This is a genomic window from Plantactinospora sp. WMMC1484, from assembly GCF_049315195.1.
Taxonomy (GTDB): domain Bacteria; phylum Actinomycetota; class Actinomycetes; order Mycobacteriales; family Micromonosporaceae; genus Plantactinospora.
Genome location: NZ_CP186055.1, coordinates 3,339,517 through 3,353,387, shown reverse-complemented (window position 1 = coordinate 3,353,387; position 13,871 = coordinate 3,339,517). Strand labels below are relative to the sequence as shown.

The following is a 13,871-nucleotide window of genomic DNA, read 5'->3' as shown; positions in this document are numbered from 1 at the left end:
GGCCGGCCGCCCCTGGCTAGCCGGGGCGCGGCGGCTGCCGGTAGGTGATCCGGCGGATCAGCACCTCGAACGGCCCGCGATGCCCGGTCCGGCGCATCCGGTCGGCCAGCGCCACGGTGCCGAGCCAGGTCGTGGCGGCCAGCAACGCCGTACCGGCGACGGTGAGGGTGCCGGAGAGGTCGAGCAGGAACGGGGTGAAGGTGACGGCCCAGACGACGGACTGGGCCAGATAGCAGGTCATCGACCGCTCACCGGCGGCGGCGATCGCGTCGACCACCGGCCGGGGATGCCGCGCCCCTAGCCGGGCGGCGAGCAGCGAGAGCAGGGCGGCGTACCCGAGGCCGCCGAGGATCCCCGTCGCGTCGTGCAGCGGACCGAGCAGTTCGAGCACCGCCCGGTCCGGTACGGGCAACGCACCGGCCAGTACCAGCGAGATCGGCTGGGCGCCGAGCAGCGCGGCGCCGATTCCGACCGCCGCCGTCCCGCGTAGCAGTCCACGGTGTGGTTGCGGCTGCTCCAGGATGCGCCGACGCCCCGCCCAGAGGCCGAGCACGAACGGACAGACGAAGCCGAGCGGTCCGAGCAGCGCGACGTAGAGGGACACGGGAGCGCGGTGGACGACGGCGGAAAGCGGATCCGGCGGAAGCATCGAGATGTGCGGCGGTTCGCTGCTGATCGTCAGGGAACCGCCGCCCGGCAGAGCGTGGAGCAGGAAGAAGACGAGGGCCGTCAGCAGCAGCCAGCGGTCCTTCCAGCGCACCGCCCAGGCGCCGGCGAAGAGCAGTACGCCGTACGCCGCCAGGATGTCACCGGCGTAGAGCAGCACCGCGTGTAGGAAACCCACGACCACCAGCACCAGGCTGCGTCGCCACAGCAGCCGGCGTACGGCCCGGGGCCCGAGTGTCTCCTGCCGGTGGGCGATCCGGGCGACCCCGTACCCGAAGAGGAGACCGAACATCGGGAACGCCCGGCCGTCGACGACGGTCGCGATCAGCCAGGTCACGACCTGGTCGACGGCAGAACCGTCCTGCGGATAGCCGCCGAGCACCGACGTGCCACGCAGGAAGTAGTGGGAGTTGGCCAGGGCGATGAACAACAGCATGAACCCACGGGCCAGATCGGGCCCCAGGGCGCGGGTCGACACGGGGCCCGGTCGGTGCGGACCTGGCTGAGGTGGTTGGCCCGGACTCGCCGTCGGGCCGGTCGCTGGCTGCCCCGTGGCACCTGGCTGGCGCGGTGCTGTCATGCCCGCCAGCACACCAGGCGCCGGTGCCGGGTCTCATCGTGCTTCGGTCGGTATCGGATCGACCAAAGTCGGTCGCTTCCGATCGCTCGGTCGCTTCCGGTTGCTCGCGCCCGAACTGCTCTCGCCTGACCCGCTCCGCCGCTCGCCCGACCCGCTCCGCCACTCGGGCCTCACCCTGTCACTCGGGCGGTTCGCGGCGGCTCAGTTCCACTCCGGTCGGCTCGCGGCGGGCCAATTCCTTACCGGGAAGATCGTCGCCGGTCGGCCCCTCCGCCGCCGGCTCCTCCCCGATCGGCTGCCGGCCGGAGGACTCCGCGCCGACCGGTCGATCCGCGGCGGACGGCCTGCCGGCCGGGGCACTGCCACTCGTCCCCCGGCCGGTCGCTTCCCTGCCGGCCATCTCCCTGCCGGTGTCCAGGGACCGGCGCACCGCCGAGAGCAACTGGACCATGCCGAAGAAGCCGAGCAGTACCCAGATCGCGGTGGCCAGCGTGATCGTGCCGGCCGCCAGCTCCGGCATGACCAGGTGCGCCAGCGCGGCCACAAGCAGCCCGACCACGGCGACACTGACCCGGCTCGGCCGCTCCCCCACGGTGACGGTGCCGATCTCCTTCATCCCCGCCGACACGGAGCGGGCCCGGGTGTATTCGTGTAGCCAGGAGAGCGCCCCGGCCGCCACCACCAGCTCGCCCGGCGCGCCCAGCAGCCAGAAGGCGACCAGCCAGGTGACCTCGCCGATCCGGTCGGCCAGCGAATCGTAGACGTAGCCGAGCCGGGTGGTCCGACCGGTGACCACGGCGACAGCGCCGTCGATGCTGTCCGCCACGGCGGCGAGCAGCACGAGCCCCGCCGCCAGCAGCGGCCCGACCGGTCCGGGCGGCGCCCAGGCGACCGCGACCGGCACGCCGACGCAGAACAGCACCCCCAGCATCGTCACCGCGGTCGGCGATACGTGCAGCCGGGCGAGAAAATATCCCAGCAGGTACGACATCCGCAGCCATCGGCGCACCGAGGTGGTCGCCATCCGGGGGTCGAAGCCGCCGTGCAGCCGCGCCCACTTGTTGGCGTACTCGTCCCATGTCAACCGGTTGCCCACGCTGGCTCAACCGCCGTACGGCGATCCAGGTCGCGCCCGGACGCAGTGCCGGACGCCGCCGCACGGGCCCTGGGCCCGCTCGGGGCGCACCGGCTCAGACCCCGACGCCGGCCTGGAGGCTCTGCCAGACCTCGCGGGTCGCCGTCGACCGGTTGAGCGTGATGAAGTGGATTCCCGGCACACCCTCGTCGAGCAGTCGGCGACACATGTCGCTCGCCTGCTGGACGCCGAGCCGCCGGACCGCCTCCGGATCGTCGGCGATCCGGTCGAACTGTGCGGCCAGCGCGGGCGGGAACGGCGCCCCGGAGAGCTGCTGGGAACGCTCGATCGTGCTGAGCTGGGTGACCGGCATGACGCCGGGCAGGATCGGAGTGTCGCAGCCGGCCGCCGCGACCCGGTCGCGCAGCCGGAGATAGTCGTCCGCATCGAAGAACATCTGGGTAATCGCGAAATCCGCACCGGCCCGGCACTTCTGGATGAAATACGTCGTGTCGGTGGTGATGTCCGGCGAACGGGGATGCTTGTAGGGGAACGCCGCCACCCCGACACTGAAATCGCCCGCCTCGCGGACCAGCCGGACCAGTTCCTCCGCGTAGAGCACCCCTGCCGGATGCCGCACCCACTCGCCCATAGGATCGCCCGGCGGGTCGCCGCGCACCGCGAGAACGTTGCGCACCCCGGCACTGGCCAGCCGACCGATCACGTTGCGCAGCTCGGCGACCGAGTGGTTTACCGCCGTCAGGTGTGCCATCGGCAGCAGGGTCGTCTCGGTCGCGACCCGCTCGGTCACCGCGACTGTGGTGTCCCGGGTCGTGCCGCCAGCCCCGTAGGTGATCGAGACGAACGAGGGGCGTAGCGACTCCAGCTCCCGGATGGCCTGCCAGAGCAGCACCTCGCCCTTCTCGGTCTTGGGCGGGAAGAACTCGAACGAGAAGGTCGGCTCGGGACCACGGACGAGGTCCCCGATCGACGGTTGCGAGCCGGGAAGGACGGAGGGAAGACCGAGCGCCACATGGCGACTCTACCGGTCGAGCCGGCTGGGTTTGAGACCATTCCGTCCCGTTCGGGGCGGGTAGTCCGCTCTTCCGTCCCATTTACCGGTCACCGTCAGGACCGCCGGGTTCCCGGCAGGCGGCGAGCAGGCCGCGCACGGCGATCTGCCGTCCGGAGCAGGGCCACGGATCGGCGCAGGCGCGGCAGACGTACGGCCCGAAGGGCCCTGTGGAGGCGACCGGTCCGGTGGGTGGGTTGGCGTCGTGTCCGGCCGATGGGCTGGCGCGAAGGTCGGCGGGGTCGGCGGGGTCAGCGGGGTCAGCGGGGTCAGCGGGGTCAGCGGGCAGTGGACTGTGGTCGCGGTGGAGGCGTAGCGCCAGCCGCCAGGCCATCGGATACACCACCTCCGGCGGCGGCTCGTCGGGTGGGTTCTCCGGGTCGAACGGCAACTCGCTGGGCACGGCGCTCTCCTCGACGCGTCGATCGAATCGAACCGGCCCGGTGCCGGCCGGCGCCTGGCAGGCGTACCGGTCGGTCCTGGCCGTTGCCGTCGATCGAACGTCGGATCGGGCCGGCGGGGAGGAGCCAGCGAGGAGGGGCCAGCGGGGAGGGCCAGCCGTCTGGCCCCGGGGCCCGGGGCGGTCGGGTCGGGCCATGGTGCCGGCGTCGATCGTCACCAGCCCGGCCGCCTGCGTCGCATTCACCGCCAGTACCGCCCAGAAGACTCAGGTGATGCCCGGGCTACGGCAGGGGTTTGAACGGTACGAACCGGACATGCCCCGCGACGCTGGGCCCCCGCCAGACCGGTGCCGCTCTTAGACCTTGACGATTTGTTGCACCTGGAACGACAAGAGGTCGTCAAGATCTACTCGGGTACGTCGTCCTGCTTGGCGTGCTCTGCCGTTACCCGTGTTCGTCTTCAAGATCCTTACGGCGCTTCTCGGCCCGTGCCCGAACGTCTTTCGTCGCCCAGGCGCGGCCGACCGTGAGGTGTGCGATCGGCGCCGGGAAGTCCTCCCGGTCCGCCAGGCCCGACAGTTATCGCGCAAACACCCGCAGTCATCGATCTACAACCGCCCGGCTCCGTTCCGGCTCCGGCCACACATGCCCCGGCAACCCTTCTGGCACTGCTCGGGCTGCCCCGGACAGCCGTGGCCGTGCGGGTGGCACGGCTGCTGCTGAAAGCCGAAGCGCACCGGAGGCACGGCGACGGAAGCAGAACGTCGTACCCGGACGGTAGGAATTGACCTGCGCAGCGGGGGCGGTTCGCCGGTTCCCGGGGGGTCGTGCGCGGGGGTCAGCAGCAGGTTCGTCATCACCACGCGCCGAAGGACTGCCATGCCCCGAGTCGAGCACGGACCGTACGAGGTCGTCCCCGGCCGGTGCACCGCACCGGGCGCACTCGGCGCGCTCCTGACCGAGCTGCGGCTGGCTCGGGGCTGGAGCCAACTCCGGGTCGCCGAACAGCTCTGCGCCGCCTCCGGCGTGCCGACGGTCAGCCGGCACGAGGTGTCCCGCTGGGAACGCCAGCAGCGGATACCCGGCGAGTTCTGGCTCGGCTGGCTGGCGACCATACTCGATGTGCCGGCAGCCGATCTGCACGTCGCCGCCGCCGCGAGCCGGCCCGCGACTGCCGCCGCCGCGAGCCGGCCCGCGACTGCCGGCGACGAAGGAGGGGCGGAGGAGGGAGATGGCGGGACGGCGCGGGCCCGGCAGGAGTTGTTGACCTCGGCACACGCCTGGCTCGTCGACCCCGGCGGACCGGTCGGCCCGGGGTGGACGGTCCACCCCGGGCCGGAGACGGGCGGCGCACCCGTGCCCGAGGTGCCGCTCGACGCGACCGGTGTCGCCCGACTGCGTCGGCTCGACGACGTGGTCGCCGGGCGCGACCTGCTGTCCTCCCCGGCCGGCCGGCTCGCCCTGGCCACACTCGACCGGCTCGCCCTGGCCACAGTCGACCGGCTCGCCCTGACCAGAGTCGATCGGCTCGCCCCGGCCACAGTCGACAGACTCGCCCTGACCAGAGTCGATCGGCTCGACCGGGCAGCCATCCGGGACCGGCGTGGGCTGGCGCTGCTGGCCGAGGCGGCGCAGCTCACCGGTTGGCTGCACGCCGACGCGGGCGAACTCGGCGCCGCGCTCCGCGCCTACCGGCTGGCGTTGACCGCCGCCGCCGGTGCCGGCGACCGGAGCCTCGGCGGATACCTTCTCGGCTCGGCGAGTCACCTGCTCAACACCTTCGGCGACCCTCGGGGCGGGCTGTTGCTCGCCCGTACCGGATATCTCGGTGCCCGGCGCACCGCCCCGGCCGGGGTACGGGCGGTGCTGCTGCACCGGATCGCGCTCGCCGCGGCGCTCTGCGGTCGGCGCCGGACCGGGCAGGCGGCGCTGGACGCCGCCGATCGGGCGGCCGGGCGGCACGAGCCGGACCGGGGGCCAGGCTGGCTCTACTGGCTCGACGGACGCGAGTTTGCCGCGATGACCGGTCGCTGCCTCGCTGCCCTGCGCCGCCCGCTGCGCGCCGAAGCGCTGCTCCGCGCCGCCCTGACCCGGTCGGGCCAGCCCAGGACGTCGGCAATCTACGGCGCCTGGCTGGCCCGCACCTACCTCGAACTCGGCGAGTTGGAGCGGGCCGCCGAGGTGGCGGACGCCGCGCTGCTCGACGCCGTACGGTCCGGATCGGCCCGGGCGGCGGCGGAACTTGCCGGCACCGGGCGGCGGCTCGCGGCGTACCGGACCGAGCCGGCGGGCCGGCGGTACGCGACGCTGGCCGCCGCCGCGCGCCACTATCTGCCACCGGCGCCCTCGATCGGCCCTGCCGGATAACCTCCGACCTGCCGGCCGGCCAAGCCACGCCCTCCGAACCCGGCGCGCCGCACTGATCCTGCCGGAGGTGCCGGTTCGGCGGCGCTGACCTGTGCCGCCGGTCGCGGGACGGAACGGCGTGGCCGCGTCGAGCAACAGGTTGGTCGATCCACTAGCGTCATGGCGTGACCGATTCCGCCCCCGCGTCGCCCGTCGACCGCGCTGACCTTCGCCGGCGGGTCGACGGGTCGCTGACCCGGTTCCTCGCCAGACAGCGCGCCTGGATGACCGGTGTCGACGACGCTCTCGGCCCGGTCGCGGAGACCCTGGAGGGGTTCGTGCTCGGCGGTGGCAAGCGGCTGCGTCCGGCCTTCGCCTACTGGGGCTACCGGGGTGCGGGCGGGCGGGACGGCGACGACATCGTCAGCGGGTTGGCCGCGCTGGAGTTCGTGCAGGCGAGCGCCCTGATCCACGACGACCTGATGGACCGCTCCGACACCCGGCGCGGCGAGCCTTCGATCCACCGGCGGTTCGCCGCCCGGCACCGGGCGGCCGGCTGGGCCGGCGAGCCGGACGGGTTCGGCGAGTCGAGCGCCATCCTGCTCGGCGACCTCTGCCTGGTCTGGTCCGACGAGATGCTGCACGGCAGCGGCATCGATCCGGTCGTGGTGAGCCGGGCCCGGCCGATCTTCGACGAGATGCGTGCCGAGGTCACCATCGGGCAGTACCTGGACGTGCTCGCCCAGGTCACCGGGGACACCTCGGTCGACCGTGCGAGCAAGGTGGCCAGGTACAAGTCCGCCAAATACACCGTCGAGCGACCGCTGCTGTTCGGCGCCGCGCTCGCGGGCGCGCCCGCCGGGCTGCGGACGGCCTATTCCGGGTACGGGTTGCCGCTGGGCGAGGCGTTCCAACTGCGGGACGACGTACTCGGCGTCTTCGGCGATCCGGGCCAGACCGGTAAACCGGCCGGGGACGACCTGCGGGAGGGCAAACGTACCTATCTGGTGGCGGCGGCCTTCGAGACGACCGAGCCGGCCGGCCGGGAGGTGCTCTCCCGGCGACTCGGCGACCCGGGACTCGACCCCGCCGGAGTCGACGAGCTACGCGAGATCATCACTGACAGCGGGGCACTGGACCGCACCGAGCGACGGATCGCCGCCCTCACCGACGCGGCGCTGACCGCGCTGGCCGACGCCGACCTGGAGGCCGAGGCCCGCGAGGTGCTCGTGGACCTCGCCGTCGTGGCCACCCGGCGCAAAGACTGAACGACCGGGGTACGGAACCCCTCCCCCTTTTCGCTCGCCCCGGGCAGAAGGACCCGCCCGCCGAGCCGCCGGCCCGGATGCTGGTCTGGTGCGATCCGGCGAAGACCTGCCCGATGTGATCGATGTGACTGATGCAACCTTGTGCCCGGTGCCTGACGTGCTGACACCCCTGACACCCCGACATGCTGACGTGCCTGACGTTCTGAGCTGCTCGACATGCCCGACATGCCTGACGTGACTGCGGGTCGGACCGCCCGGGTTCGGGCCGTCCGACCCGGCGGGCTCCGCACACTCCGGCTGGCCGGCTTCGGCGCCGGTGCGGTGCTGGCCGCCGGTGCGTACGGGGCAGGGGCGCTGCCGACCGACGGTGCCGGAGCGCCGCAGGTGCCGGACGACTGGATCTCCTGGCTCGGCCTGGCCGGTTGGTTCGCCGGACTGGTGATCCTGACGGGCGTCTGGTGGCGGCTCGGCCTGCGGATCCGGCGCCGGCCCGGGAGCGTGCCGCTGGGGTGGCTGCTGCGCACCGGGCTGCTCTGGGCGGCTCCACTGCTGGTCGCGCCCCCGGTCGGCAGCCGGGACGCGTACGCCTACGCCTGTCAGGGCGCGCTCTGGCTCGACGGCGTCGATCCGTACACCGTGGGTGTGCTGCCCGGCGGATGCGTGTGGGCGGACGCGGTGCCCGCGCTGTGGCGGGACACCACGACCCCGTACGGGCCGCTGGCGGTGGCGCTGGCCGGCGGGGCCGTCGCCGTGGCCCGGCTGGTCACGGCGTCGACCGACGGCCAACTGCTGGTGGCGGTCGCGCTGCTCCGGGCCGAGGCGGTGGCGGGCGTCCTGCTGGTCGCGGGTTGCCTGCCCCGGCTGGTCCGCGCCGGTGGCGTCGAGCCGGTCCGGGCCGCCTGGCTCGGGCTGGTCTCACCGCTCGTCCTGGTCCACGCGATCGGCGGCGCGCACAACGACGCGCTGGTGCTGGGGCTGGTCGTGGCCGCCCTGGCGCTGGCGGCCAGCGACCGGACCGTCGGTGCCGGCCCGGGGTCGGGCACCGGCCGGGCCCGTGTCCCGGTCGGCGTGGTGGTCGCGGTCGCGGTAATCGCCGGAGGGCTGCTCGGTCTGGCAGTCGCGATCAAGGTCACCGCGATCGTGGCACTACCCTTCGCCCTCCTACTCGCCGCCGCCCGGCCCGACGCCGCCCAGCCTCGCAGCGGCCAGGCCGAGGGCGGTCAGCCCCTCCCGACCCTCCTGCCGACCGTCGTGGTGTCCGCCGTCGCCGGGCTGGCCGGTGCGGGGCTGGCCTTCGCCGGAGTGTCCCTGGCCACCCGGCTTGACCTGGGCTGGCTCGGCGCCCTCTCCGACACGGGCCGACTGGTGCAGTGGACGTCGATACCCACCGGGCTGGGCATGGCGGCCGGCTACCTGCTGCGCATCCTCGGTCACCCGGAGGCGGTCGACGGCGCGGTGGCGGCGGCCCGGCTCGCCGGCCTGCTCGCCCTGGCCGGCACCTGGGGACTACTACTGGTCCACGGCTGTCGCGTACTGGTCCACGGCTCGCGGGTGCACGGCTCGCGGGCGCACGGCTCGCGGGTGCACGGCTCGCGGGCGCACGGCTCGCGGGACGCTTCGGCAGCCGACCGGACCCGCACACGGCGCCACCTGGTCGGCACGACCGGGGTGGCCTTCACCGCCCTCGCCCTGCTCTCCCCGGTCTTCTACCCGTGGTACGGGCTGACCGCCGTGGCCGTGCTCGCGGTCGGCCTCTCCACCGACCGGTGGGTCCGACGGGTCGCCGTAGCGGTGATCGTCCTCAGTTTCCTGGTCCTGCCCGGTGGGCTCGGCCTGGCGGTGCTCACCAAGCTGCCCGGTGCGCTCCTCGACGTGGCCCTGGTGGCGGTGCTGACCGTCGTGGCGTACCGGAGATGGCGACGCCTGTCGCAGGCAGGCCGTCCGAATCAGCGCCGCGCCCGACGGCGCTGACCGGACCACCGGCGTGCGCCGGCGCCGGCGCCGTCAGGGAACTGGCCGGGGTCGGGTGCCACCGGCGCGGTGCCGGGATGCTGCCGATCCAGGGGCCGGAACAGCCGCAGCAGCCGGGCTCCGTCACCCGCGGCCGGGGTGCGCTGCACGCCGGCCCTGCCGAGCCGGACCCAGATGGCCAGGGTCAGCAGCACCAGGGCGAAGCCGAAGAGCAGATCCTCCACCGGCGCGTACGCGAGTCGCCAGCCGATGATCGCGTCCGGGGCGTACCGGACGATGTTCCGGCCGGTCAGGATCCCGTTGGAGATCAACTGGAAGAAGACGATGATCGGATAGGTGGCCCAGAAGACCGACCGGAGGAGCAGCCGGGTACGCAGCACGAAGAGGTCGACCAGGGCGACGCCGGCCACCCCCAGCAGGGCCGCCACCGTGTAGGTCATCGCACCTCTCCGCCCGTCTCGTCCACTCCGTCCCGCATCCCGTTCGGGCTAGCCGCCGTCTCGCGGCGACTCGTCACCGGCCGGCCAGCGCCGTACCGCCCGGACCGCCTCGAAGCCGAGGATGGCGCAGCAGGGTACGACGAGGAAGAAGAGCAACTCGTCCAGGGGCAGCCCTCCGGGGAGCAGTACACCGGTGGTCTGCTCCGGATCGAAGGTCCAGTGTCCGGCGGCTATCGCGGCCAGGTCCCAGAGCGCGAAGACCACGACTACCGGCAGTAGGGTGAGCAGAAGTCGACGCCACCGCCGCAGCACGTTGACCCGCAGGACCGGTTCCAGCCACAGCGCGGCACCGAGACATCCGGCGAGCACCGCCAGGTAGGCGAACCTCTGCACGACGCGAAACCCGGTCAGAACCCGGTGGCCTGGGCCCGGCGCTTGACCTCCCGGGCCCGGTCGTCGCCGAGCGCCGCCGCCGGGGTACCCGGCAGGGTGTCGTCGGGCAGATAGAGCCAGCGCAGTGTCGCCTCGTCGTCGTATCCGGCGTCGTGCAGCAGGGTGAGGATGCCCGGCAGGTGCTTGCGTACGGTCCGGTTCGCGACCAGCTCGGCCGGAACCACCCGGGTGCCGTCCCGGCGGACCGCCAGCAGTTCCCGGTCCCTGATCATCTGGTGCACCTTGCTGATCGACACCTCGAGACGTTCGGCGACCTCCGGCAGGCTCAGCCACCCCGACGGCTCGGTGGGCTCCAGCTCGGTGGGCTCCAGCTCGGTGGGCTGCGGCTGCGGGTCGGCGGGTGAGGTTTCGGTCACCCGCTCACCTTGCCACGCGGCCGTCCGCACCGACGAGCGGCTCCCCGCGACGGCCCGGCCGGAAGGTTTCCTGAGCGGGTGCGACCGCCGTGCCGGAGGACAGCCGGGCGACACGAAACTTTTCGCTTCGGCGTCGGCTGTGGCATCCTGTTCTGCCGCCGCCCTCTGGAGACATAGACTGCCTGCCGATGGACATACAGGTCGCCGACACGCTGCTGAACTCGCTGATCGACGGGCGCTACCGCATCCGCGGTCGCGTGGCCCGTGGTGGGATGGCGACCGTTTACACCGCCATCGACGAACGACTCGACCGTACGGTCGCAATTAAGATCATTCATCCTAACCAGGCCCCCGCCGCGCAGGTGCAACTCACCGACTTCCTGGAGCGGTTCACCGACGAGGCCAAGACCATCGCCCGGCTGACCCACCCGAACGTGGTCGCCGTCTACGACCAGGGCACCCACGGCGGGCTGCCCTACCTGGTCATGGAGTACGTCCGCGGCCGGAACCTGCGGGAGATCCTGGCCGAGCGCAAGCGGCTCAACCCGAGCGAGGCGCTCGCGATCCTGGAGCAGATGCTCGCCGCGATCGGTGCCGCCCACCGGGCCGGCATGGTGCACCGGGACGTCAAGCCGGAGAACGTCCTGGTGGCCGAGGCGCCGAGCGGCGGCGCGGGCAACCTGGTCGACAGCGTGGTGAAGGTCGCCGACTTCGGGCTGGCCCGGGCGGTGGAGGCGAGTTCCGACACCGAGGGCGGCAACCAGTTGATGGCGACGGTCGCCTACGTGGCGCCGGAGCTGGTCACCGACGGCCGGGCCGACCCCCGTACCGACGTCTACGCCGCCGGCATCGTGCTCTTCGAGATGCTCACCGGCCGGGTCCCGTACAACGGCGACCGGGCCGTCGATGTCGCCTGGCAGCACGTCGACCGGGACGTGCCGCCGCCGTCCACGCTCGTCCCCGGCCTGCCACCCGTCCTCGACGAGCTGGTCCGCCGGGCGACCCGCCGCGATCCGGGAGCCCGGCCGACGGACGCGGGTGCGTTCCAGGGCGAGGTCCAGGTGGTCCGGGACGACCTCGGCACGGTCGCCAACGCCAACACCACGGTGCTGCGGCAGATATCCACCGTCGACCAGCCGACCACGGTGGTGCAGCAGCCGACCATGGTGGTCTCGCCCGTACAACCCAGCGAGCGGCCGTCCTGGGCCCGCCTGCCAGACCAGCCGCGGGAGCGACAGGCCCGGGAGCGACAGGCCCGGGACGGCGGCACCCCGCACCGCCGTCGTGCGGCGAGCCCGGGTTCGGACCTTCTCGACCGGGTACGCGAGACCGGCGAGCGGATCTTCGCCGGCCGGGTCGCGGTGGTGGTGACCGCGGTCGCGCTCGCCCTGGTCGTCGGGATGGTCGGCTGGTGGTTCGCGTTCGGCCGCTACACCGAGACACCGAGCCTGGCCGGCCTGGCCAGGACGGATGCGCAGGCGCAGGCCGAGCGGTCGGGTTTCGTGGTGAAGTTCGCCGATCCCCGCTACAGCGAGGAGGTGGCCAAGGACGCGGTGCTGGCGCAGGATCCCGAGCCGACGAGCCGGATCCGGCGGGGCGGCACCCTCACCCTCACCCTGTCGCTCGGTCCGGAGCGCTTCCCGGTGCCGGACGTGGTCGGCAAGACGCTCGATCTCGCCCAGCTCGACCTGGAGAACGCGAATCTGGTCGTGGAGCGTGGCACCGACCGGTTCAACGACAACCTGCCGGAGGGCGTGGTGATCGCCACCAGCCCGAAGGTCGGCACCGTGGTCAAGCCCGGAGACAAGATCACCGTCATCGTGAGCAAGGGCAGGGCGCCGATCGCCGTCCCCCTTCTGGTCGGCAAGGACATCAACGACGTACGCGGCATCGTCGAGGAACTAGAGCTCAAGCTCGTCCTGGAATACAAGGACTCCGACAAGCCCAAGGACCAGGTGATCGCGCAGAACCCGCAGGACGGCGCCGGGGTGGAGAAGGGTGCGGAGATCAAGGTCGAGGTCAGCGAGGGACCGCCGGCCGTGACCATGCCCCGGGTGATCGACCTGCCCTGCCAGCAGGCGAAGCAGCTCCTGGAGGGCCAGGGTCTCGCCGTCGGCGTGCAGTTGAACCCGAACGGGACGGTCCGGTTCCAGAACCCGAACGAGAACACGCCGGTGCCCCCGGGGACACAGGTTGTCATCACCTGCCTCTGAACCCGCCGCTCCGCCCACCTCGGGAGGTGTCTCGGGGCCGGGCCGCCGCCCGCCGGCCGCTGCGGCTGCCGCTGCGCCACCGCACCGGCCCATCGGCTCGCACACCCCGACCTCGGGAGGGCTGGCCCGGGCGGCCCTGCCGTACGCCGAGGCGGTCGGCTCGGAGGTGGTGCAGGTCTACGTCGGCAACTCGCGCGGTTGGGCGTTGCCGCCCGGCGATCCCGGGCAGGACGCGGCGTTCCGGGCCGGCTGCGAGGAGCGCGGGCTGCGGGCGTACATCCACGCGTCGCTGCTGGTGAATCTCGGCTCGCCGACCCCGGCAACCGTGGAACGGTCGGTGGCGACGCTGGCGCACGCGCTGGACCGGGGGGCCGCGATCGGTGCGGCCGGGGTGGTCTTCCATGCCGGCAGCGCGGTCGACGCCGGGCATGCGGAGGCGGCGATGCGCCAGGTACGCGAGGCGCTGCGGCCACTGCTCGACTCGGCCGCCGCCACTGGTGGGCCGAAGTTGCTGGTGGAGCCGAGCGCGGGTGGTGGCCGCTCGCTGGCCTCCCGGGTCGAGCACCTGGAGCCGTACCTCGCCGCCGTCGACTGGCATCCCTGGCTCGGCGCGTGCTTCGACACCTGTCACGCCTGGGCGGCCGGGCACGACCTGGCCCGCGAGGGCGGCATGCGCGAGACGCTGGACGCGCTGGTCGGTGCGATCGGGTCGGACCGGCTCTGGCTGGTGCACGCCAACGACTCGCGCGACCTCTGCGGCTCGACCCGGGACCGGCACGAGACGATCGGCAAGGGCAGCATCGGCGAGTCCGCCTTTGCCGAGCTGATGGCCCATCCGGCGACCGCCGGCATCCCGGTGGTCGTCGAGACGCCCAGCGAGAACCATGGCCACGCCAACGACATCACCACCCTCCGCCACCTGGCCACCCCTCCCACTGCCACCTCTCCCTCCGCCACCTGACCACCTCTCCCTCCGCCACCTGATGGGAGCACCGGGTGGCGTAGCGTGGCGGCCGGTGGCGTAGCGTGA

At 72.9% G+C, this 13,871-nt stretch carries 11 protein-coding genes and 1 pseudogene; 5 read left to right on the top strand and 7 right to left on the bottom strand.

What is annotated here, in order from left to right; genetic code table 11:
- Window positions 1–16 precede the first annotated feature (16 nt).
- The 4 genes and pseudogenes from ACN28C_RS14775 to ACN28C_RS14760 all read right to left on the bottom strand — a co-directional run bounded on the left by ACN28C_RS14775 (window position 17) and on the right by ACN28C_RS14760 (window position 3,796).
- Entirely contained in the window at window positions 17–1,102 is a 1,086-nt protein-coding gene (locus tag ACN28C_RS14775; RefSeq protein WP_422774031.1) for a DUF418 domain-containing protein, read from the bottom strand.
- Between the two features lie 559 nt (window positions 1,103–1,661).
- Window positions 1,662–2,342, bottom strand: a pseudogene (locus tag ACN28C_RS14770) (CDP-alcohol phosphatidyltransferase family protein); the annotation flags it as partial.
- A 94-nt stretch (window positions 2,343–2,436) separates the two neighbouring features.
- Entirely contained in the window at window positions 2,437–3,354 is a 918-nt protein-coding gene (metF, locus tag ACN28C_RS14765; protein WP_422774030.1) for a methylenetetrahydrofolate reductase [NAD(P)H], read from the bottom strand.
- An 82-nt stretch (window positions 3,355–3,436) separates the two neighbouring features.
- The gene (locus tag ACN28C_RS14760; protein WP_422774029.1) at window positions 3,437–3,796 is read right to left on the bottom strand and encodes a hypothetical protein; all 360 of its coding nucleotides are present in this window, start codon (window positions 3,794–3,796) and stop codon (window positions 3,437–3,439) included.
- 877 nt (window positions 3,797–4,673) lie between these two features.
- Between ACN28C_RS14760 and ACN28C_RS14755 the strand changes: the two genes are divergently transcribed.
- The 3 genes from ACN28C_RS14755 (at window position 4,674) to mptB (ending at window position 9,379) form a co-directional block, all read left to right on the top strand.
- Window positions 4,674–6,161: a transcriptional regulator gene (locus ACN28C_RS14755; RefSeq protein ID WP_422774028.1), complete on the top strand. Its 1,488-nt coding sequence runs from the start codon at window positions 4,674–4,676 to the stop codon at window positions 6,159–6,161.
- A gap of 164 nt (window positions 6,162–6,325) precedes the next feature.
- The gene (locus tag ACN28C_RS14750) at window positions 6,326–7,408 is read left to right on the top strand and encodes a polyprenyl synthetase family protein (protein WP_422774027.1); all 1,083 of its coding nucleotides are present in this window, start codon (window positions 6,326–6,328) and stop codon (window positions 7,406–7,408) included.
- Between the two features lie 225 nt (window positions 7,409–7,633).
- Entirely contained in the window at window positions 7,634–9,379 is a 1,746-nt protein-coding gene (gene mptB, locus ACN28C_RS14745; protein WP_422774026.1) for a polyprenol phosphomannose-dependent alpha 1,6 mannosyltransferase MptB, read from the top strand.
- On the opposite strand, the gene ACN28C_RS14740 is transcribed toward mptB, so the two are convergent.
- The 3 genes from ACN28C_RS14740 to ACN28C_RS14730 are packed head-to-tail and all read right to left on the bottom strand — an operon-like array spanning window position 9,355 to window position 10,628.
- On the bottom strand, window positions 9,355–9,819 hold the full coding sequence (locus ACN28C_RS14740; RefSeq protein WP_422774025.1) for a lycopene cyclase domain-containing protein: 465 nt from the start codon (window positions 9,817–9,819) through the stop codon (window positions 9,355–9,357). The two genes, mptB and ACN28C_RS14740, sit on opposite strands and share 25 nt — an antisense overlap.
- A 48-nt stretch (window positions 9,820–9,867) precedes the next feature.
- Window positions 9,868–10,212, bottom strand: coding sequence for a lycopene cyclase domain-containing protein (locus ACN28C_RS14735; RefSeq protein ID WP_422774024.1), 345 nt, complete (start codon window positions 10,210–10,212; stop codon window positions 9,868–9,870).
- 14 nt (window positions 10,213–10,226) lie between these two features.
- The gene (locus ACN28C_RS14730; protein ID WP_422774023.1) at window positions 10,227–10,628 is read right to left on the bottom strand and encodes an Rv2175c family DNA-binding protein; all 402 of its coding nucleotides are present in this window, start codon (window positions 10,626–10,628) and stop codon (window positions 10,227–10,229) included.
- A gap of 188 nt (window positions 10,629–10,816) precedes the next feature.
- Here ACN28C_RS14730 and pknB point away from each other — a divergent pair, with 188 nt between their 5' ends.
- Window positions 10,817–12,841 carry a Stk1 family PASTA domain-containing Ser/Thr kinase gene (gene pknB / locus ACN28C_RS14725; RefSeq protein ID WP_422774022.1) on the top strand — a complete coding sequence of 675 codons (2,025 nt, stop codon included), beginning with the start codon at window positions 10,817–10,819 and terminating at the stop codon, window positions 12,839–12,841.
- 91 nt (window positions 12,842–12,932) lie between these two features.
- Window positions 12,933–13,802, top strand: a complete 870-nt coding sequence (locus ACN28C_RS14720) for a deoxyribonuclease IV (RefSeq protein ID WP_422774668.1) — start codon at window positions 12,933–12,935, stop codon at window positions 13,800–13,802.
- Window positions 13,803–13,871 lie beyond the last annotated feature (69 nt).